Origin of the sequence: Kitasatospora sp. NPDC056531, assembly GCF_042794375.1 — a bacterium.
In the GTDB taxonomy this organism is placed as follows: Bacteria; Actinomycetota; Actinomycetes; order Streptomycetales; family Streptomycetaceae; genus Kitasatospora.
Map to the genome: position 1 here is coordinate 82619 of NZ_JBHTTU010000010.1, position 21431 is coordinate 104049.

The 21431-nt window shown below is 72.1% G+C and carries 17 protein-coding genes; 11 read left to right on the top strand and 6 right to left on the bottom strand.

What is annotated here, in order from left to right; genetic code table 11:
* Positions 1 to 3 precede the first annotated feature (3 nt).
* From ACFQ87_RS12775 to ACFQ87_RS12790, 4 genes are all read right to left on the bottom strand, one after another.
* Complete coding sequence (locus ACFQ87_RS12775) at positions 4 to 582, bottom strand: TerD family protein (protein ID WP_380610697.1); 579 nt, start codon at positions 580 to 582, stop codon at positions 4 to 6.
* A 207-nt stretch (positions 583 to 789) separates the two neighbouring features.
* Positions 790 to 1365: a TerD family protein gene (locus ACFQ87_RS12780; protein WP_380610698.1), complete on the bottom strand. Its 576-nt coding sequence runs from the start codon at positions 1363 to 1365 to the stop codon at positions 790 to 792.
* Positions 1366 to 1573: 208 nt separating this feature from the next.
* Positions 1574 to 2032: a peroxiredoxin gene (locus tag ACFQ87_RS12785; protein WP_380610699.1), complete on the bottom strand. Its 459-nt coding sequence runs from the start codon at positions 2030 to 2032 to the stop codon at positions 1574 to 1576.
* A gap of 242 nt (positions 2033 to 2274) precedes the next feature.
* On the bottom strand, positions 2275 to 2715 hold the full coding sequence (locus ACFQ87_RS12790; protein WP_380610700.1) for a DUF3052 domain-containing protein: 441 nt from the start codon (positions 2713 to 2715) through the stop codon (positions 2275 to 2277).
* Positions 2716 to 3232: 517 nt separating this feature from the next.
* Here ACFQ87_RS12790 and aceE point away from each other — a divergent pair.
* Complete coding sequence (aceE, locus tag ACFQ87_RS12795; RefSeq protein WP_380610701.1) at positions 3233 to 5983, top strand: pyruvate dehydrogenase (acetyl-transferring), homodimeric type; 2751 nt, start codon at positions 3233 to 3235, stop codon at positions 5981 to 5983.
* A gap of 74 nt (positions 5984 to 6057) precedes the next feature.
* Here the strand turns inward: aceE and ACFQ87_RS12800 are convergent, their stop codons facing one another.
* A complete protein-coding gene (locus ACFQ87_RS12800) occupies positions 6058 to 7659 on the bottom strand; it encodes an MFS transporter (RefSeq protein WP_380610702.1) in 1602 nt (533 codons plus the stop codon).
* Positions 7660 to 7877: 218 nt separating this feature from the next.
* Here ACFQ87_RS12800 and ACFQ87_RS12805 point away from each other — a divergent pair, with 218 nt between their 5' ends.
* From ACFQ87_RS12805 to ACFQ87_RS12845, 9 genes are all read left to right on the top strand, one after another.
* On the top strand, positions 7878 to 8558 hold the full coding sequence (locus ACFQ87_RS12805) for a TetR family transcriptional regulator (protein ID WP_380610703.1): 681 nt from the start codon (positions 7878 to 7880) through the stop codon (positions 8556 to 8558).
* 93 nt (positions 8559 to 8651) lie between these two features.
* Positions 8652 to 9956: a sensor histidine kinase gene (locus ACFQ87_RS12810; protein WP_380610705.1), complete on the top strand. Its 1305-nt coding sequence runs from the start codon at positions 8652 to 8654 to the stop codon at positions 9954 to 9956.
* The gene (locus ACFQ87_RS12815; protein WP_380610706.1) at positions 9953 to 10627 is read left to right on the top strand and encodes a response regulator; all 675 of its coding nucleotides are present in this window, start codon (positions 9953 to 9955) and stop codon (positions 10625 to 10627) included. The genes ACFQ87_RS12810 and ACFQ87_RS12815 overlap by 4 nt, the downstream gene beginning before the upstream one ends.
* A gap of 185 nt (positions 10628 to 10812) precedes the next feature.
* Positions 10813 to 11937 carry an alpha/beta hydrolase gene (locus ACFQ87_RS12820; protein WP_380610707.1) on the top strand — a complete coding sequence of 375 codons (1125 nt, stop codon included), beginning with the start codon at positions 10813 to 10815 and terminating at the stop codon, positions 11935 to 11937.
* A gap of 34 nt (positions 11938 to 11971) precedes the next feature.
* Positions 11972 to 13201, top strand: a complete 1230-nt coding sequence (locus ACFQ87_RS12825; protein WP_380610708.1) for an acyltransferase — start codon at positions 11972 to 11974, stop codon at positions 13199 to 13201.
* A gap of 267 nt (positions 13202 to 13468) precedes the next feature.
* Positions 13469 to 15388 carry a galactose oxidase-like domain-containing protein gene (locus ACFQ87_RS12830; protein WP_380610709.1) on the top strand — a complete coding sequence of 640 codons (1920 nt, stop codon included), beginning with the start codon at positions 13469 to 13471 and terminating at the stop codon, positions 15386 to 15388.
* A 30-nt stretch (positions 15389 to 15418) separates the two neighbouring features.
* A complete protein-coding gene (locus ACFQ87_RS12835; protein ID WP_380610710.1) occupies positions 15419 to 17797 on the top strand; it encodes a Dyp-type peroxidase in 2379 nt (792 codons plus the stop codon).
* A 108-nt stretch (positions 17798 to 17905) separates the two neighbouring features.
* A complete protein-coding gene (locus tag ACFQ87_RS12840; RefSeq protein WP_380610711.1) occupies positions 17906 to 18253 on the top strand; it encodes an MmcQ/YjbR family DNA-binding protein in 348 nt (115 codons plus the stop codon).
* Positions 18254 to 18439: 186 nt separating this feature from the next.
* Positions 18440 to 19654, top strand: a complete 1215-nt coding sequence (locus ACFQ87_RS12845; protein WP_380610712.1) for an alpha/beta hydrolase — start codon at positions 18440 to 18442, stop codon at positions 19652 to 19654.
* Between the two features lie 26 nt (positions 19655 to 19680).
* On the opposite strand, the gene ACFQ87_RS12850 is transcribed toward ACFQ87_RS12845, so the two are convergent.
* Complete coding sequence (locus tag ACFQ87_RS12850) at positions 19681 to 20661, bottom strand: helix-turn-helix transcriptional regulator (RefSeq protein WP_380610713.1); 981 nt, start codon at positions 20659 to 20661, stop codon at positions 19681 to 19683.
* Positions 20662 to 20771: 110 nt separating this feature from the next.
* Here ACFQ87_RS12850 and ACFQ87_RS12855 point away from each other — a divergent pair, with 110 nt between their 5' ends.
* Entirely contained in the window at positions 20772 to 21350 is a 579-nt protein-coding gene (locus ACFQ87_RS12855; RefSeq protein ID WP_380610714.1) for a TIGR03086 family metal-binding protein, read from the top strand.
* The last annotated feature ends 81 nt before the right edge of the window (positions 21351 to 21431 follow it).

Consider the following 21431-nt stretch of genomic DNA (forward strand, 5'->3'; position numbering starts at 1 on the left):
CCCTCACTGTACGTTGACGCCGAAGTCGAGCGCGATTCCGCGCAGGCCGGAGGCGTAGCCCTGGCCCACCGCGCGGAACTTCCACTCACCCGCGTACCGGTACAGCTCGCCGAAGATCATCGCGGTCTCGCTGGACGCGTCCTCGGACAGGTCGTAACGCGCGATCTCCTGGCCGTCGAGGGAGTTGACGACCCGGATGTAGGCGTTGCGGACCTGGCCGAAGTTCTGCAGCCGGGCCTCGGCCTCGTAGATCGAGACCGCGAAGACCACCTTGTCCGCCTGCGCCGGGACCAGCTCCAGGTTGACCAGGATCAGCTCGTCGTCACCCGCGTCGTCGCCGCCCACGAGGTTGTCGCCCTGGTGCTCGACCGAGCCCTCGGGGCTCTTGAGGTTGTTGTAGAAGACGAAGTACTCGTCACCGAGCACTCGCCCGCCACCGCAGATCAGGGCGCTCGCGTCGAGGTCGAACGGTGCGCCCGTGGTCGAACGGGCGGACCAGCCGAGGCCGATCTGGACCTGCGTCAGGTTCGGTGCAGCCTTGGTGAGCGAGACGTTCCCGCCCTTGGCGAGCGTGACCACCATGGTGTTCTTCCTCCCTTGCTTCTCCCGGGGCGCGCCTTACAGGTGTAGTCCCCCGCGGCCCCGGCCGGCCCGCTTTGGCCGGCTGAACTTCCTGAACTCACATCCTCGCAGCGCACCGGGCCCGGACGAAGCCGGGGCGGCCCCGGACCTCGAAGGTCCGGGGCCGCCCCGGGAGTTCGGCGCGCAGACCCGTGCGCCGATGGGAGCTCAGACGTTGACGCCGAAGTCCTGGGCGATGCCGCGCAGGCCGGAGGCGTAGCCCTGGCCGATGGCGCGGAACTTCCACTCCCCGCCGTTGCGGTACAGCTCGCCGAAGACCATCGCGGTCTCGGTGGAGGCGTCCTCGGAGAGGTCGTAGCGGGCCAGCTCCGAGTTGTCGGCCTGGTTCACCACACGGATGAAGGCGTTGCGGACCTGGCCGAAGTTCTGGCCGCGGCTCTCGGCGTCGTAGATCGACACCGGGAAGACGATCTTCTGCACGTCCGCCGGGACGCCGACCAGGTTGACCTTGATCGCCTCGTCGTCGCCCTCGCCCTCACCGGTGCGGTTGTCGCCGGTGTGCTCGACCGAGCCGTCCGGGCTCTTCAGGTTGTTGAAGAACACGAAGTTGCCGTCCGAGCCGACCTTGCCCTGGTCGTTGCAGAGCAGCGCGCTGGCGTCCAGGTCGAAGTCCGTCCCGGTGGTGGTCCGGACGTCCCAGCCCAGGCCGACCACGACGGCCTGGAGCCCGGGGGCCTCCTTGGTGAGCGAGACGTTGCCGCCCTTGCTGAGGCTGACTCCCACGTGTCCTCCAAGAATCGGGAGGCACGGCTGGTGCCCCCGCGGTGGTGCGGTTCGAGGCGCGGCCGACCGGAACCGGACGTACGCCCCACCCCGCCAACGGCCCGAGCGTAGTGCCCGGTTCCCGTACACACCCCCGAACGGGGCCCGGGGCACCTCCGAACGGGCCCGGAAGGCCTCCGAACGGGGCCCGGAACGCCCGCCCGGGGCCTCAGAGGGCTGCGAGGGCCTTCAGGTACTCCTGTTCGTCCCGGGCGTCCGGGAGGCCGTTGAGGACGCTCCAGCGCACCGTGCCGGCCTCGTCGATCACGAAGGTGCCGCGCAGCGGGCAGCCCTTCTCCTCGTCCAGCACGCCGTAGGCCCGGGCGACCTCGCCGTGCGGCCAGAAGTCGGCCAGCAGCGGGAACTCCAGGCCCTCCCGGTCGGCGAGCACGCGCTGGCTGAACTGGGAGTCGCAGGAGACCCCGAGCACCTGGACCCGGTCGTTCTGCAGCCCGGCCAGCTCCCGCTGGATCGCGCCCAGCTCGCCGGTGCACACGCCGGTGAAGGCGAACGGGTAGAAGACCAGCACCACGTGCTTGCGACCCCGGAAGTCGGCGAGCCGGACGCTCTCCCCGTGCTGGTTGTTGAGCTCGAAGTCCGGAGCCGGGGTGCCGACCTCGACGGTCATGAGCGGGACCTTTCTGACGCGACTCCGGCGCGGGTGCGGCGCGACCGGGCCGCGCGGCGGGCGCGGCAGGGCACATCCTCGCATCCGCCTACGGACGTTCGGCCGAACGGATGACGCGCTCCGCCGCACGGCCCAGCCCTTTCGCCCTCGGCGAACAGCCTCGGCCTCGGGAGGCACGAAAAGCGCCGGGCCCCGCCGGAGGAGTACTCCGACGGGGCCCGGCGCTCGGCTTCAGGGCCCGTTCAGCGCTGCTTGGGCTGCTTCGCCGTGGACTTGGTGGCCAGGCGGGTGGCCGCCCAGTCCTTGGCGATCGCGATCGAACTGGTCTGCGACAGGCCGGAGGTCTTCGCCGCGTCCGCGATGTCGGAGGCCTCGATGTGGCCGTCGCGGCCGGTCTTGGGCGTCAGCAGCCAGATCAGACCGCCCTCGGCCAGGTATTCCAGGGCGTCGACGAGGGCGTCGGTGAGGTCCCCGTCGTCGTCGCGGTGCCACAGCAGGACGGCGTCCGCGACGTCGTCGTAGTCCTCGTCGACGAGTTCCGTCCCGGTGATCTCCTCGATGCCCTCGCGGAGATCCTGGTCAGTGTCTTCGTCGTACCCCAGCTCCTGGACGATCTGGCCCTCTTCGAAGCCGAGACGGGTCGCCGGGTTGGACTTGTCCGCGGGGTCCGCGGTCGCGCTCACGGGAATAACCTCCAGTATTCGGCTCGGCGTCCATGCCGAGGCTGTGGCCGTAGTCCACACGGGCGCGGCGGTTCGCGCAAGTACCCGACCCCCGATCCCCTCCAAAGGTTGACGTGTCGCAGCGGGACACGCCGGTCGACGTGTCGGGAATCACACCGATTTGCCCTTCTCTGCGTGAGACAAGGATGCTTCGGGTGGTCCCGGCCCACAGGCCGCACACGTGCCCGAGATGCGAACGGCATTCGGGGTCCGCGTGTGCGCGGGCGTAGAGTCTCCTGTTGGCCCTCACCCCGGCCGCCCGCCATCGGGCGGACGGGACACCAGGTCGGACCACCTCTTTTCGTAACACCCGGGGGTGTACGGAGCGGACGAAGACGCCCGCACCGTGCGCCACCAGACCGGCCCGCCCACCAGGCGGAACGGTTACCGATCGGTAGAGATGACGGATCTCCGAGCGCGGTAGCACGATGGAGGCGGCGCGACACACCTCAGTTTCGACCGACAGTGAAGGAACAGCGTGGCTTCCGGATCCGATCGCAACCCGATCATCATTGGCGGCCTTCCGAGTCAGGTCCCGGACTTCGATCCCGAGGAGACCGCGGAATGGCTGGAGTCGCTCGATGCGGCCATCGACGAGCGGGGGCGTGAGCGTGCCCGTTACCTGATGCTGCGGCTGATCGAGCGCGCCCGCGAGAAGCGTGTCGCCGTGCCCGAGATGCGCAGCACGGACTACGTCAACACCATCGCGACCAAGGACGAGCCGTTCTTCCCCGGCAACGAGGAGATCGAGCGCAAGATCCTCAACGCGACCCGGTGGAACGCGGCCGTCATGGTCTCCCGGGCGCAGCGCCCGGGCATCGGCGTCGGTGGCCACATCGCCACCTTCGCCTCCTCCGCGTCGCTCTACGACGTCGGCTTCAACTACTTCTTCCGCGGCAAGGACGCCGAGGGCGAGTCCGGCGACCAGATCTTCTTCCAGGGTCACGCCTCCCCCGGCATCTACGCCCGCGCCTTCCTGCTGGACCGACTCACCGAGCAGCAGCTCGACGCGTTCCGCCAGGAGAAGTCGAAGGCCCCGTACGGCCTGTCCAGCTACCCGCACCCGCGGCTGATGCCGGACTTCTGGGAGTTCCCGACCGTCTCGATGGGCCTCGGCCCGCTCGGCGCGATCTACCAGGCGCGGATGAACCGCTACCTGGAGCACCGCGGCATCAAGGACACCTCGGACTCGCAGGTGTACGCCTTCCTCGGCGACGGCGAGATGGACGAGCCCGAGTCGCTCGGCCAGCTGTCGCTGGCCGCCCGCGAGGGCCTGGACAACCTGACCTTCGTGGTCAACTGCAACCTGCAGCGCCTCGACGGCCCGGTCCGCGGCAACGGCAAGATCATCCAGGAGCTGGAGTCCCAGTTCCGGGGCGCCGGCTGGAACGTGATCAAGCTGGTCTGGGACCGCAGCTGGGACCCGCTGCTCGCGCAGGACCGCGACGGCGTCCTGGTCAACAAGCTGAACACCACGGTGGACGGCCAGTTCCAGACCTACGCCACCGAGACCGGCCAGTACATCCGCGAGCACTTCTTCGGCGGCGACCTGCGCCTGCGCGCCATGGTCGAGAACATGACCGACCAGCAGATCCAGCACCTGGGTCGCGGCGGCCACGACCACAAGAAGATCTACGCGGCGTTCAAGGCGGCCCGCGAGCACAAGGGCCAGCCGACGGTCATCCTCGCCCAGACGGTCAAGGGCTGGACGCTGGGCCCCAACTTCGAGGGCCGCAACGCCACCCACCAGATGAAGAAGCTGACGGTCGAGGACCTGAAGCGCTTCCGCGACCGGCTGCACCTGCCGATCACCGACAAGCAGCTCGACGAGGGCTACCCGCCCTACTACCACCCGGGCCGCGACTCGGAAGAGATCCAGTACATGCACGACCGCCGCAGCGAGCTGGGCGGCTACGTGCCGACCCGCAAGGTGCGCCCGCGCAAGCTGGAGCTGCCCGGCGACGACGCGTACAAGGCGGTCAAGAAGGGTTCCGGCAACCAGACCATCGCCACCACCATGGCGTTCGTCCGGCTGCTCAAGGACCTCATGCGGGACAAGGGCATCGGCAACCGCTTCGTGCCGATCGCCCCGGACGAGTACCGCACCTTCGGCATGGACTCGCTGTTCCCGTCGGCGAAGATCTACAACCCGCTGGGCCAGACCTACGAGTCGGTCGACCGCGACCTGCTGCTGGCCTACAAGGAGTCGCCGACCGGCCAGATGCTGCACGACGGCATCTCCGAGGCCGGCTGCACCGCCTCGCTGATCGCCGCCGGCTCGTCCTACGCGACCCACGGCGAGCCGCTGATCCCGGTGTACGTCTTCTACTCGATGTTCGGGTTCCAGCGCACCGGCGACCAGTTCTGGCAGATGGCCGACCAGCTGGCCCGCGGCTTCGTGCTCGGCGCCACCGCCGGCCGCACCACGCTGACCGGTGAGGGCCTGCAGCACGCCGACGGCCACTCGCACCTGCTGGCCTCGACCAACCCGGGCGTCGTCGCGTACGACCCCGCGTACGGCTTCGAGATCGCGCACATCGTCCAGGACGGTCTGCGTCGGATGTACGGCTCCAGCGCCGAGCACCCGAACGGCGAGGACGTGTTCTACTACCTCACCGTCTACAACGAGCCGATCAAGATGCCGGCCGAGCCCGAGAACGTGGACGTCGAGGGCATCCTCAAGGGTCTGCACAAGTACGCGCCGGGCACCGCCGGCCAGATCCCGGCCCAGATCCTCGCCTCCGGCGTGGCCGTGCCGTGGGCTCTGGAGGCCCAGCGCATCCTCGCCGAGGAGTGGAACGTCAAGGCCGACGTCTGGTCCGCGACCTCCTGGAACGAGCTGCGCCGCGACGCGGTGGAGTCCGAGGAGTTCAACCTGCTGCACCCCGAGGAGCAGCAGCGCGTGCCGTACGTCACCCAGAAGCTCCAGGGCGCCGAGGGCCCGTTCGTCGCCGTGTCCGACTGGATGCGCGCGGTGCCGGACCAGATCGCCCGCTGGGTGCCGGGTCAGTGGCAGTCGCTGGGCGCCGACGGCTTCGGCTTCGCCGACACCCGTGGCGCGGCCCGTCGCTTCTTCCACATCGACGCGCAGTCGGTCGTCCTGGCGGTGCTCACCGAGCTCGCCAAGCAGGGCAAGATCGACCGCTCGGCGCTGAAGGACGCGATCGACCGCTACCAGCTGCTGGACGTGGCCGCGGCCGACCCGGGCGCCGCCGGCGGCGACGCCTGATCACCCGCTAGCGCCTGAAAGGGCCGGACCCCTCGTGGGGTCCGGCCCTTTCGGTTCGTTCCCGCGAACCTGATTCAGATGTGCACGGCCGGGCCCGCGTCGGTGCTGCCGCGGCGGGTGAGCAGGCCGAGCACGGCGGCGCCGAAGGCCACCACGGCGGCCACCGCGAAGGCGAGCGACATGCCGCTGACGAAGGACTGGTGCACGGCGCCGGCCATCGCGTCCACCGCCTGCTGCGGGGTGCCGGGCGGGGCCGGCGGGGCGATGCCGAGCTGGGCGGCCTGCTTGAGGCCCTCGGCTTGCGGGCCCTCGACCGGCGGCAGGCCGGCCTTGGCCCAGTTGCCGGGCAGCACGTCGCCGACCTTGGCGGCCATCAGCGCGCCCAGCACGGCGGTGCCGAGGCTGCCGCCGACCTGCATGGCGGCCTGCTGCAGGCCACCGGCCACGCCGGACAGCTCCAGCGGGGCGTTGCCGACGATGACCTCGGTGGCGCCGACGATGACCGGGCTGATGCCGAGGCCCATCAGGACGAACCAGAGCGACATCACGCCGGTGCCGGATCCGGTGTCCAGGGTGGACATGCCGACCATGGCGCCGGTGGTGAGCAGCATCCCGACCATGATCGGGATCCGCGGGCCGAGCTTGCCGATCGCGATGCCCGCCAGCGGCGAGCCGATGATCATCATGCCGGTCATCGGCAGCAGGTGGACGCCCGCCTCAACCGGTTTTTGCTGGTGCACGTTCTGCAGGTAGAAGGTCACGAAGAAGATCGCGCCGAAGAACGCGAAGGCCATCAGCACCATCAGCAGCACGCCCGCCGACAGCGGCACCGAGCGGAACAGGCTGAGCGGGATCAGCGGCTCCTTCGCCCGGCCCTGCCAGAACGCGAAGAGCGCCATCAGCACCACCGCGCCGCCCAGGAACAGCAGCGTCCTGGCGTCGCCCCAGCCCCACTCGGGGGCCTTGATGATGCCGAAGACCAGCGCGAACATCCCGACCGAGAGCAGTGCGATGCCGGGGACGTCGAAGGACTTGGCGACGTTCTCGGCCCGGACGTCCTTGAGGATCCACAGGCCCAGGCACAGCGCGATCAGGCCGACCGGGATGTTGATGAAGAAGACCGACTCCCAGTTGACGTGCTCGACCAGCAGGCCGCCGACGATCGGGCCGGCCGCGGTGGAGGCGCCGATCACGCCGCCCCAGATGCCGATCGCCATGTTGAGCTTCTCGGCCGGGAAGGCCCCGCGCAGCAGGCCGAGCGCGGCCGGCTGGAGCAGCGCGCCGAACAGGCCCTGCAGGACGCGGAAGGCGATCACGGTCTGGATGTTGCCGGCGAAGCCGATCGCGGCCGAGGTGGCGGCGAAGCCGACCGCGCCGACCAGGAACGTGGTCTTGTGGCCGAACCGGTCGCCGATCTTGCCGGCGGTGATCAGGAAGACCGCGAGCGCCAGCAGGTAGCCGCTGGTGACCCACTGGATCTCGGACGGCGCCGCGTTCAGCTTCTCCTGGATCACCGGGTTGGCGATCGCGACGATCGTGCCGTCCAGGGCCACCATCATCACGCCGACCGCGACGGTCAGCAGGGTCAGCCAGGGGTGCCCCTTGAGCCCTCCCCCGGGCGGATCCAACGGTGGCGGTGCGTCCGCCTCGGAGTTCTTGACGACGGACTGACTCATCTGAGGCCCTCCGGGGGCGTGGCAGAGATCGGAACGTGATGGTGGCGCTGCGACGACCCACCCGTCCCCACGAGTGCCCGGCCGACGAGCGCCACTTCCGCAGATTATGTCAGCTGCTGACATTCGGCAAACAGTGACTTCTGACCTGCACTGACATTTGTCAGGCAGCTAAGGTTGTGCTCCCACCCGCCCCACCAGCGCCCCGGAAGGCCCCCGCCATGGCCGCTCACACCCCCCACCCCGTCGCCACCCCGGAGGACCGCGCACGGGTGCCCGGACTGCGTGAGCGCAAGAAGCAGCAGACCCGCGACGCCCTGGTCCAGGCCGCCCACGTGCTCTTCCTCGGCCAGGGCTTCGCCCGCACCACCGTCGACGAGATCGCCTCCGCCGTGGACGTCTCCCAGCGCACCTTCTTCCGCTACTTCGCCAACAAGGACGAGGTCGCCCTCGCCGTGATGGCCGACGCCGAGGACTACTTCATCGAGTGCCTGCGCCACCGCCCGGCCGAGGAGACCCCGCTCCAGGCCCTGCGCGCCTCGATCGTCAAGGCCTGGCGCGACCTCGGGAACGCGCAGACCCCCGGCCCCGGCTCGATCCGCAGCGCCCTGGAGCTCATGCGGATGATCGAGGACACGCCCACCCTGCTCGCCGCCCACCTGCGCCGGGTCACCGAGCAGGAGCAGCTGGTGGCCCAGGTGCTCGCCGAACGCGAGGGACTCGACCCGGCCGAGGACCTCCGCCCGACCGTCCTCGCCGCCGTCTTCGGCAGCGTGCTGCGCGCGGCCCACCTCTCCTGGAAGACCGAGCAGGAGTCGGCCGGCCCCGAGGGCATGATCGCCCTGATCGAGCGCCACTTCGACCACCTCGGCCCCGCCCTGGCCGGTCACTGGCACTCGTAGTACCCGGGTATCACCCGGTACCGGGGTATCCCCCGGAAGTTCGCGCTCCAGTCCGACGACCGGCGCGGGCCGGCCCTCCTAGGCTGGCCCGCGATGAAGACGCTCACCATCGCCGACGGCCGCGGGTTCGCCGTCCGCCAACTGCGCACCCTGCGACGGCACCTCACCACCCCGAGCGAGGACGACACCCCACTGCTCGGCAACTCCCGCCGAGCCTGGGTGCGCCGCATCCCGTACGTCATCGCCCTGATCCTGCAGGCGTCGCTGATCCCCACCGGGATCGCCAACCTGGTCAGCTTCTACGGCCTGGTGCTGCCGGTCGCCGCCGCGCTCACCGTCGCCCAGACCACCCCGCTGTTCCTCGCCATCACCCGGCCGCTGGCCGCCTGGTGGATCAGCGCCGCCACCCTGGTCACCACCGCCGCCATCACCGCCCGCCACCACCAGGTGGAGGGCAGCTGGCCGTGGACGGCGCCGATGATCCTCGCGTACCTCTTCCTGCTGCTCGCCCTCGGACTGCGCGAGAGCCGGGCCACCGTGCTCTCGGTCTGGATCGCCACCTTCCTGCTCACCGTGCTCACCACCACCCTCGGCCTGCCCCGGGCCGGCGACGGCACCACCGTGCTGCTGATCGCGCTCAGCGGCGCCGTCCTGCTGCTCGGCTGGGCGATCCGGGACCGCGCGGTCGCCCGCCGACTGCTCTCCGAACAACAGCAGATCAGCGAGATCGAACGCGAGCGGCGCACCCTGCTGGAGGAACGCGCCCGGATCGCCAGGGAGTTGCACGACGTGGTGGCCCACCACATGTCGGTGATCGCCGTCCAGGCCGCCAGCGCGCCGTACCGGATCGAGGGCGTACCCGCCGACGCCGCCGAGGAGTTCACCACGATCGCCGACGCCGCCCGGGAGTCGCTGGCCGAGATGCGGCGGCTGCTCGGCGTGCTGCGCAGCGAGGAGTCCGCCGCGGAGAAGGCCCCGCAGCCCGGGGTGGACCGACTCGCCCAGCTGGTCGAGACGGTGGGGCGGGCCGGGGTGCCCGCCGAGCTGACCGTGGACGAGGGGCTGGCCGAGCGGGTGCCGCAGGCCGTCGGCCTGTCCGTCTACCGGATCGTGCAGGAGGCGCTGGCCAACGTGGTCCGGCACGCCCCCGGTGCGCGGACCTGGGTGTCGCTCTCGGAGGACGGCCCGGAACTGCGGCTGACCGTGGTCAACGCGCCCCCGCCGCAGCGCACCGAATCGCTGGAGGCCTCGGTCGAGGGCACCGGGCAGGGTCTGGTCGGAATGCGCGAACGCGTCCGGCTGGTCGATGGCAGGCTGGACACCGGCCCGCTGCCGGACGGCGGCTTCAAGGTGGCCGCCGTCCTGCCGCTCGACCTTCCTCTGGAGACACCCGCATGACCATCCGCGTGATCATCGTCGACGACCAGGCCATGGTGCGGGCCGGCTTCGCCGCCCTGCTCAACGCCCAGAGCGACATCGACGTGGTGGGGGACGCGGCGGACGGCGCCCAGGCCCTGGAGGTCACCGGACGCACCCACCCCGACGTGGTGCTGATGGACGTCCGGATGCCCGTCATGGACGGCCTGGAGGCGGCCCGGCGGCTGCTCGACCCGAGCGTCCCGGGCGCTCACCGGCCCAAGGTGCTGATGCTGACCACCTTCGACGTGGACGACTACGTGTACGAGGCGCTGCGCGCCGGGGCCAGCGGCTTCCTGCTCAAGGACGCCCCGCCCGCCGACCTGATCGCCGCGGTCCGGGTGGTCGCGGCCGGAGAGGCACTGCTCGCCCCCTCGGTGACCCGCCGGCTGATCGAGGACTTCGCCCGCAACCGCCCCGCCAAGCGCCGCGATCCCAAGCTGCGGCTCAACGGCCTGACCCCGCGCGAGACCGAGGTGCTGGAGCTGATCGCCCGCGGCCTGTCCAACCAGGAGATCGCCGGGCAGCTGGTGCTCGCCGAACAGACCGTCAAGACCCACATCGGCCGCATCCTCGCCAAGCTCGACCTGCGCGACCGCGCCCAGGCGGTGGTGCTGGCCTACGAGTCCGGCCTGGTGACACCCGGCCAGTAGCTGTTACTCGCCCACTCGCCTCCGGGCGCTCCCGACCCGGCGCTCCCTTCGGCTCGGGGCGGGTGCCCTCTCTGATACCGGGGTAGCACCCCCGACTTGGCCCCGCGGTGTGACGTCCGCGGGGCCGCCGCATTCCTACCTTCCTCCCCGTCGGACACATCCAACGGGCAAGGGAGAGCAGGAGCATGCGCAAGTTTCGGGCCAGGCGGGCGATCGCCGCCACCGCGGTGGCGCTGGTGGCGGTGCTCGGCGCGGGCGGCTGGGCCGCCGACACCCAGACCGCCGTCACCGGCCCGCCACCCGGCGGCGCCGCCTGGACCGCCGACACCGCGTCCGGCCTCCGGCCGCCCGACCCGGCCACCGCCACGCCCGCCCAGGTCGCCGCCTTCTTCGCCGAGTTGACGCCGGAGCAGCAGGACGCCCTGGCCGCCCGGCACCCGCTGGTGGTCGGCAACCTGGACGGCGCCCCGGTCCGACTCCGCTACCGGGCCAACACCCTGGCTCTCACCGCCGAGCGCGACCGGGAGCTCGCCCGGGCCGCCGACCCGGCGCTCACCCCGCAGGACCACCGGGCCGCCCGCACCCGCGCCGAGCGCTACCGCACCCTGCTGGACGGCGGCCGGCAGATCCTCGCCTTCGACCCGCGCGGCCGCGGCCAGGTCGCCGAGGTGTACGGCGACCTCGCCACCGCCCGCCGCACCGCCGTGATCGTCCCGGGCTCGGACGTCGACCTGCTGAGCTTCGACCGCGCCGGGGACCCGTACGGCACCCCCGCCGGAATGGCCCGCACCCTGCACGGGGCCACCGACGGGCAGACCGCCGTGGTCGCCTGGGCCGGCTACACCACCCCGGTCGGCCTCGGCCCGGACGCCGCCACCGAGGACCTCGCCCGGGCCGGCGCCACCCGGCTGACCCGGCTGCTGGACGGACTCGCCGTCAGCACCAGCCCGCAGGCCCCGCCCACGGTGTTCTGCCACAGCTACGGCTCGGTGGTCTGCGGCCTGGCCCGCCCGAACCCGGCCCGGGCCTCCGGCCTGGTGGTGCTCGGTTCGCCCGGCATGGGCGTCGACTCGGCCGCCGACCTCGACCCGCGCGTCCCGCTCTGGGCCACCACCCGCAACGGCTCGGACTGGATCGGCGACGTGCCCAACGTCCGGCTGTTCGGCCTCGGCCACGGCGCCGACCCGACCGACCCCGACTTCGGCGCCCGCCCGCTGCCCGCCACCGGATCCCACGGCCACTCCGGCTACTTCGCCCCCGGCACCGCCTCGCTCGCCACCTACGCCGCCATCGCCCAGGGACGGGTCTGACCCCTCCGAGACCCGCACTGGAAGGAGCACCGCCATGGCCCACCCGCTCACCACCCTGCGCCGCGCCGCCGAGAACGTCGACGCCCGGACGCCCGAGACCCGCGACCGCGCCCTGGACGGGCTGCGCGCCCTCGCCCTGCTCGCCGTGCCGATCGGGCACTGGATGCTCGGCGGCCTCACCCTCTCCCCCGACGGCGCCCTGCACAACGCCAGCCCGCTCTCCTCGCTCGGCTCCTTCGCCCCGGTCAGCTGGGTGCTGCAGATGCTCGGGGTGTTCTTCCTGGTCGGCGGCCACTCCTCGGTCCGCTCGCTGGAACGCGCCCGGGAGAAGGGCCTGACGTACGGGAGTTGGCTGCGGAGCCGGACGGTCCGGCTGCTGCGCCCGGTGCTCGGGGTGACGGCCGTCTGGGCTGTGCTGATCCCGCTGCTACCCCGGCTCGGCGTCCCGGCGGACACCCTGCGCACCGGCGCCACGCTGGTGGTGCAGCCGCTCTGGTACATCGGGGTCTACCTGGGACTGACCGCGCTCACCCCGCTCTGCGCGGCCTTCGCGCGGCGGCTGGGCGGCTGGTCGGCGGGCCTGTTGGCGGCCGCGGTCGCGGTGGTCGACCTGCTGCGGTACGGGCCGTGGGCCGAGGCGGTGCCGTTCTGGGTCGGGCTGCTGAACATCCTGCCGGGCTGGCTGTTCGGCTACCAGTTGGGCGTGCTGTGGGCGCGGGGCCGGCTCGGCAGGCCGGCCGCCCGGGTGCTGCTGCTCGGCGGCGGCGCGCTGTTCGCCGTGCTGCTGCTGGTGTTCCACTACCCGGCGAGCATGGTCGGCGTGCCCGGTGTCGAGCGCACCAACTCGCACCCGCCGTCCCTGCTGGTGCTCGCTCTGGCGGCGGTGCAGTGCGGCGCCGCGGTGCTGCTGCGGGACCGGCTGGGCCGGCTGCTGACCCGCCGTCCGCTGTTCTGGCTGCCGGTGGTGGTGGTCAACCTGTCGGCGATGACGATCTTCTGCTGGCACCAGAGCGCGATGCTCGCGGTGGCGGTGCCCGGCGCGGCCGGCCTGGGCGCCGTCCCGGGGCTGACCACCACGCCGGACTCGCTCGGCTGGGTGGTCGCCCGGCTGGCGCTGCTCCCGCTGTTCGGAACCGTGCTGGTGGCGATCGGGTGGTTCACCCGGCGCTTCGACGGGCCCTGGACGGCGTTCTCCCGGGTCGGCAAGGCGGCGGCCGGGGCCGCGGCGGCGCTCTTCGCCGCGTACGCGCTGGGCGTGGTGTGAATCCGCCGCACCGGCGGTGACCTGCGCCGGAGGGCAGGGCATGGAAGGGGCGTGGACCCATGTGTCCACGCCCCTTCGGCCGTTCCGGCGCACCTGCGGAACGGGACCGCCCCAAGGGGTGCATGCGCATGCGAACCAACACGCACTGTGATGTTCTGTGACGGTCGGCGACCACCGCTGGACCGTGCCCGCCCACGGCCCGCCCGTCCGCATTCGCCGCACCCCCGAACGCCCCGTCCCCGAACGCCCCTTTTCCTGAGGAGAGCCATGTCCCCGTCCCCACCCCGCACGCAGCCCCGGCCCCGGGCCGGGGCTCGGCTGCCGGCCACCGCCGTGGTCCTCGCGGTCACCGCCGGCACCCTGCTGAGCGCCGTCGCGCCGGCCGCCGCCCACGGCGGGGACGACCTCGCCCCGCACGTCGACTCCCACCGGGCGGCCGAGGAGCTGCGACAGGACGAGGTCGCCGCCCTCGGCCACGAGCACGCCGAGGAGCACGCCCGGATGCGCGCGGCGGTGCGCGGCATCGGCGACTACCCGCAGACCACCCGCACCAACCGGTACAACGCCCTGACGGCCTCCCAGGCCGACCACAACAAGGCCTTCGCTCCGAACACCTGGGGGGCGTTCAAGGAGTACTTCCCCTCCCCGGACTTCGGCGACCACGTCGCCCTGCTGCCGACCGGCAAGGTGCTGTTGTTCTCCTTCGAGCGGATCGAGACCAATCCGGAGAAGGAGCCCGCCCCCACCCAGACCACCGGCAAGGAGAACGCCGGCCGGGCCTTCCTCTGGGATCCGGCCAAGGGCACCGGCAAGGAGGCCTTCAAGCAGGTCAACCCGCCCACCTCCGACATGCCGGACGGCCTGAACGAGCCCCGCCCGGTGCCGTTCTTCTGCTCCGGCCACTCCTTCCTGCCCAACGGCATGCTCGGCGTCTTCGGCGGCAACCTGGGCGGCAACGGCGGCACCGGCGCCAAGCTCTCGCTGATCTTCGACCCGTGGACCGAGACCTGGACCCGCAACCCCGACATGTCGGTCGGCCGCTGGTACCCCTCGGTGGTGACCGGCGCCGACGGCCGGCAGCTGATCATGTCCGGCCAGTCCGAACTCGGGCACGGCACCCCGACCCCGGTGGTCGAACGCTTCCCCGCCAAGGCCTTCCCGGTGTCGCTGAAGAAGACCGACATCCCCGTCAACACCCCGGTGGAGCGGTTCAAGGCCGACGCGCCGTTCAGGCTCGACTACCCGCACCTGTTCTCGCTCAACGACGGCAACGTCTACGGCTTCGGCCGCGCGGCCGCCCAGCAGTGGAAGTTCGACCCGGTCGCGGAGTCCCGCACCGACCTCACCGCCCGCCCCGACGGCCGCGACCGCAACTACGGCTCCGCCGTGATGCTGCCCGCAGGCGCCAACGGCCCGGACTCCGCGCTGATCCTCGGCGGCGACCGGGACAACCCGAGCACCCTGCGCTTCTCCAACGGCAGTTGGACCGCCGAGAAGTCGCGCGCCTTCGGCCGCACCCAGGACGACACCATCCTGCTGCCCACCGGCCGGCTGATGACGGTCAACGGCGCCTACGACATCCGCGACTACGGCAACGGCCCGTACAACCCCAACGCCGACCTCAAGTACCGCCAGATCGAGCTGCGCGACGACCAGGGCGACTGGCAGCTCGGCCCGGTGCAGCGACTGCCGCGCGGCTACCACTCCAACGCCGTGGTGCTGCCGGACGGCCGTGTCATGGTGACCGGCGACGAGCTCCAGCAGCTGGCCAACAACACGGACGTCAACGGCACCGTGAGCGGCGTCCCGGGCACCGCCGGCCCGATCAACATGAACGGCACCATCGAGATCTACGAGCCGGCCTACCTGCACCAGGGCGACCGGCCCGCGCTGGCCAACGCGCCCACAGCGCCGGTCGGTTACGACAAGAAGTTCACCGTCACCAGCACCACCCCGGGCCTGGCCGCCAAGGCCGTCCTGCTGGCGCCGACCACCTCCACCCACGCGGTCAACACCAGCCAGCGCCACATCGACCTGCGTCTCACCAGCCGGGCCGGCAACCGGCTGGAGTTCCAGGCCCCGCCGGACGCCAAGGCCGCCCCGCCCGGCTGGTACATGCTCTTCCTGCTCAGCGACACGGGCGTGCCCAGCGTCGCGCAGTGGGTCCAGCTCAGCCCCTCCGCCTGAACCCCGCCCCGAAAGGAACCTCCGAGAACCATGACGACGGAACTGAGCCTGCGCGACAGCGAAGAGATCCAGGGTGACATCCTGGCCGGTTTCAAGAAGGACAACGTCAGTGTCCTGTTCCTCAAGTTCGAGGACGCCACCCGGGCCCGCGACTGGCTGCGCCGGCTCACCCCGCAGATCTCCACCACGCGCGAAGTAGCGGCGTTCAACGAGAAGTTCAGCGAGGCCAGGCAGGCTTCCGGCGGCGACGACCCCAAGTCGCTGACCGCAACCTGGCTGGGCGTCAGCTTCACCTACGAGGGCCTGCGGATGCTGGCCACCACCGACCCGTTCCCGACCGCCCCGCCGGTCGGCAGCGGCCTGGAGGCCTTCAAGGAGGGCTCGGCCCAGCGGGCCGGCGCGCTCGGCGACTCCGGCGACAACTCCCCGGAGAACTGGCTCTTCGGCAACGGGAAGAACCAGCCGGTGCACGCGCTGCTGAAGATCTCCTCGGACACCGAGAACGGCCTGAAGGCGGCCGTCGAGGCCCAGCGGATCGCCGCCGCCGAGTGCCGGGTCCTGATCGTCTACCAGCAGAACGCCCAGACCCTGCTGGGCAGCCGCCGCGGCAAGGAGCACTTCGGCTTCAAGGACGGCATCAGCGAGCCCGGTATCAAGGGCTTCGACAAGCCCGACCCGGCCAAGCCGGAGGAGCAGGACGGCCACCCCGGCACCCGGATGATCCCGGCCGGCGAGTTCGTCTGCGGCCTGGAGAACGACCCGTTCAGCTTCCCCAAGGACCAGTACCCGGAGTGGTCGCGCAACGGCTCCTTCCAGGTGGTCCGCCGACTCGCCCAGGACGTCCCCGGCTGGTGGTCGCAGGTCTCGGTCAAGCTGCGGGAGCTCAGGCAGGCCAAGGCCGTCCCGGACACCGCCACCGCCGAGTGGCTGGCCGCCCGGATGGTCGGCCGCTGGCGCTCCGGCGCCCCGGTCTGCAAGCACCAGTTCCAGGACTCCCCCAACGACCCGGCGTCGGCCAACGACAACGACTTCGACTTCCGGGACGACCTGGAGGGCCTGGTCACCCCGCTCTGGTCACACCTGCGCAAGACCAGCCCGCGGGCCGGCCTGCAGGAGGCCCCGGACAAGCCCGCGCTGGACGCCGGGGTCCTGGACGGCCGGCGGATCATGCGCCGCGGCACCCCGTACGGCGCCCCGTTCGACCCGGCCTCCGAGGGTCCGGGCGGCCCCGACGACCCGCGCGGCCTGCTGTTCATCTGCTACCAGGCGGACATCCAGCGGCAGTTCGAGTTCATCCAGGCCGACTGGATGGACCAGCCGAACTTCCCGCCGAACCGGGACAGCGGCGGCACCGTCCCACCCGGGCACGCCGACCCCCGGCCGGTGCCCGGCAAGGACCCGGTGACCCAGGAGGCCCCGGACGTCGACTTCGAGAGCCGGGGCCCGGACGGCCTGATCCACCACACCCCGGTGAGCTTCCAGCAGTTCGTCCAGACCACCGGCTCGGTCTACGCCTTCATGCCCTCGCTGAGCATCCTGCGCGGGCTCAGCGAGGGCCGGCTCACCCCGGTCGGCGGGCAGACCACCACCCAGACCGGGGGCCAGACCACGACCTGGACCGGCGGGCAGACCGGCGGCCAGCCCAAGCCCCAGCCGGTGAAGGCCTACCCGTGCGACGAGTTCATCGCCGTCCCGGACCAGTACCGCCGGGCCGGCCAGAGCCAGTACTGGGCCTTCCACGGCGACCGCTGCCGGCTGGTCTCGATCGCCGACGGCTCCGCCCACACCGACCGCAAGATCGAGGACGACACCTGGCTGACCACCTGGACCTGTCTGCAGGGCGTCGGCCGGGTGGACTGCGTGCTGCCCGTCCCGGACCAGCAGGACCCGGCCGGCAAGAGCTGGTACTGGGTGTTCCACAGCACCGGCGGCCGCCAGCAGTACCGGCTGGTCTCGATCATCTGCGGCGGCGGCCGCTACACCACCGCACTGGAGCGCTCGGACCGCGACCTCACCTACTGGGGCTCGCTCAGCGGCGTCGGCCAGGTGGACTGCTGGCTGCCGGTGCCGGACCAGCAGCGGGTCGGCGGCAAGAGCTGGTACTGGTGCTTCCACACCACCGGCGGCCGCCAGCAGTACCGGCTGATCTCGATCGCCGACGGCTCCGCCCACACCGACGTGCGCGAGCGCACCGACCGCGAGCTCTCCCAGTGGACCTCGCTGAACGGCCTGAGCCGGGTGGACTGCTTCCTGCCCGTCCCGGACCGCCAGCGGGTCAACGGGAGCAGCGAGTACTGGGTGTTCTGCGGCCAGAGCTACCGCCGGATCTCGATCGCCGACGGCAGCGGCCACCCGGACCGCCTGGTCGACGGCGACCGCACCTGCGACAACTGGGCCTCGCTGTCCTGATCAGGGCATCCTGCCCGGGGCCGACCTCGGCGGCGTAGCCCCACGCCCCCGGTGCGCCACAGCGCGCGCCGGGGGCGTGCTGTCGGCACCCTGCTCTACCCTGCGGCCATGGTGACGTTCGACGAGTTCCGCGCGATGGCCCTGGCCCTGCCGGAGTCCGCCCAGGAGCCGACCTGGGACATCGAGACCCTGCGGGTCCGGCACAAGATCTTCGCGATGGGCGCGCCGGAGGGCGGGAGCGTCACCGTCAAGGCCTCCCCCGAGGACCAGGCCGAGCTGCTCGCCGCCGAGCCCGCGGTGTTCTCCTTCGCCCCGTACGTCGGCCGGCACGGCTGGGTGCGGGTCCGTCTGGACCTGGTCGACCCGGAGGAGCTGCACGACCTGGTCACCGAGGCCTGGCGGCGGACGGCGCCCAAGCGGCTGGTGCGCGAATTCGACGCCCGGCACTCCGGTTAGCCGCGTCGGAACGGCCACATACGGACGCCGGGAGGACACCCCCGGTTCATGTGATCCATCCCACAGTTTGGGCGTGTCCGTCACCGTCCTGTGACCTCTACGCTTGCGCAGGGAAGTCAGCAAGTCCAATCGCACCCTCCGGGCACCGCCCGAGAAACGGTGACGGGCCCCAAGGGAGTTGGTGCGGTGCGCAACCGTCGACGCTGGAAGCGCGTACTGATCGGGGCGTTCGCGGGTTTCGCCGTGCTCGCCGACGCCGGCGCCTCCGCGGCCGCGGCCGCGGTCTCCTCCGAGCAGCTGGCGATCTCCACGCCCCCGGCCGGCAGCGCCGCCTGGATCCTGGACCACTCCTTCGGCCGCTCCCTGCCCGACCCGGCCACCACCAGCCCGGCCGACGCCGCCGCCTTCTTCGCCTCGCTCGCCCCCACCGAGCTGGACCGGCTGATCAAGGACTACCCGCTGGTCGTCGGCAACTACGACGGCGCCCCGCTGGACCTGCGCTACCGCGCCAACCGGATCGCGCTGGCGAACGAGCGCGACGCCGCCCGGGTCCGCGCCGAGGACAAGAAGCTGGACTCCGACACCCGCGCGCTGGCCGTCTCCCGCGCCCACGACGTCGAGCACCTGCTCAGCCCCGGCCGGCAGATCCTGGCCTTCGACCCGCGCGGCCGCGGCCTGGTCACCGAGGTGTGGGGCGACCTCGCCGACGCCGAGCGGATCTCCGTGATCGTCCCCGGCTCGGACGCCGACCTCGGCCACTTCGACCAGTCCGCCGAACCGCTGCGCTCCCCGGCCGGCATGGCCCGCGCCCTGTACGGCGAGGAACAGCGCCAGGCCCCGGGCACCCGTACCGCCGTGATCGCCTGGACCGGTTACGTCACCCCCTCCGGCCTCGGCCCGGACGCCGCCACCTCCCGGCTCGCCGACGTCGCCGCGCCCCGGCTGGAGCGGCTGCTGGCCGGCCTCAAGGAGACCACCCGCCCGGACACGCCCCCGGCGCTGCTCTGCCACTCGTACGGCTCGGTGGTCTGCGGCACCGCCGGCCCGAAGATCCCGCGCGCGGCCGCCTCGCCGTCCGACACCTCGGGCATCACCGACATGATGGTGTTCGGCAGCCCCGGCATGGGCGTGCAGGGCGCCGCCGAGCTGGGCACCGGCGTGCACGTGTGGGCCACCCGCAACCCCAGCGACTGGATCGGCAACGTCCCGTTCCTGGAGGTCGGCAAGCTCGGCCACGGCGCCGACCCGACCGGCGGCGGCTTCGGCGCGGAGCAGATCTCCTCGGCCCGGGCGGCCGGCCACAACGGCTACTTCAGCGACGGCACCGACAGCCTGCACAACTTCGCGGCGATCTCGCTCGGCAACTACTCGGACGTCGTCCGGACCACGCCCAACTCCTGAGCCGGCCAGGGGCCGGGGGCCACGTCCTAGTCCTGGTACAGCCGTAAGGCCTCCGCCGCCGACCTGGCCAACTCGCGCCGGGCGGTCGGCGGGGCCAGCACCTCGACGTCCGCGCCGAAGGCCAGCAGCGCACGGACGGCCGCCGGGGACGAGAAGGCCATCACCAGCTCGACCCACTCCTCCGCCGGCCCGGCGCCCGCCTCCGGGGGCAGCTCGGCGATCCGGCTGCCGTGGATGCGCAGGAACATGTCCAACCGCCCGCGCCGGACCCGCACCCGCACCGGCAGCTCCTTGGGCGCCCGCTCCACCTGCTCGCGCAGTACCGCCCACACCTCGCCGAGCCCCACCCCCTCGCGCCGCCGCACCGCCTCCTCGGTGGTCTCGGCGGCCAGCACCCGGTCGGCCCGGAACAGCCGCGGCTCGGCGTGCAGATCGGCCACCAGGTACCAGACCGAGGCCTTGCTGACCAGCCCGTACGGGTCGACGGTGTAGTCCACCGGCGCGGGCGTGCCGCTGTGCCGGTAGCGCAGCCGCAGCCGCCGGTCGGCGAACACCGCGTACTGCAGCTCCCCCAGGTCCGGTCCGCCCCCGGCGCCGGGCTGGGCGCTCTGCATCCAGCGGGCCGGGTCGACCAGGATGCGCTCGCTGACCCGCTCGGCCGCCGGGCGGTGCGGGGCGGGCAGGGCCGCCATCACCTTGCGCAGCGCCGAGCCGAGCGCGCCGTCCAGCCCGAGGTCGCTGTGCGCGCCCTGGGCGGAGAGCACGAACAGCGCCCGCGCCTCGTCCGCCGTCAGTCCGGTGACATCGGTGCGGTAGCCGGGCAGGAGGTTGATGCCGCCGTGCCGGCCGCGCTCGGTGAACACCGGCACCCCGGCGGCGGAGAGCGACTCCACGTCCCGGTAGATGGTGCGGACGGACACCTCCAGCCGTTCGGCGAGCTCGGTGGCGGGCACTCGGCCGCGGGTCTGGAGCAGCAGGAGGATCGAGAGCAGGCGGTCGGCCTTCATGGCACAAGAATCCCAGTAATCCTGACGGCACTTGTCAGGTTTTACTGGGAGATTGCGTTCCGAGCCCGAGAGACTCGAAAGACCGCACCGCACAAGGGAGCTGACCACCCGTGAACGCCGTCCAGGACGCCCGCCCGCAGTACCTGCTCGCCCTCGGCCAGCTGGAGAAGCTGTTCGCCGTGATCACCCCGGCCGAGCTCGACCGGCCCACCCCCTGCGAGGAGTTCACGCTGCGCCAGCTGCTGAACCACGTGGTCGGCGGCATCCACCGCTTCGCGTACATGGGCGAGGGCGGCCACGCCGAGGACGTCCTGGCCGGGATCCAGGACCCGTCGGACGAGGGCTGGCCGGCCGTGCTCGCCCGGGCCGGCGCCCGCGCCACCGCCGCCTGGGCGGACGACGCCAAGCTGGGCCGCCCGACCTTCGCCCCGTGGGGCGAGGTGCCCGGCGGCATGGTGGTCGGCGGTTACGTGATGGAGGCGACGACCCACGCCTGGGACATCGCGAAGTCCCTGGACAACGGCTTCGTGCTGGACGACGGGCTGGCACACACCGCGCTGGCCTTCGCCCAGGTCGCCCTGCCCGCCGAGAGCCGGGTCGAGGGCGTCCCCTTCGCCAAGGTGCAGGCGGTCGCCGAGGACGCCGACGTCCACACCCGCCTGGCGGCCTGGATGGGCCGCACGGTCTGAGGCCGCACGGTCCGAGCCGGAGCCGGCGGTGGAGGGGGCAGGGGGGGGGGGGGACGCCCGGTACCGAGAACCCTGCGCCCT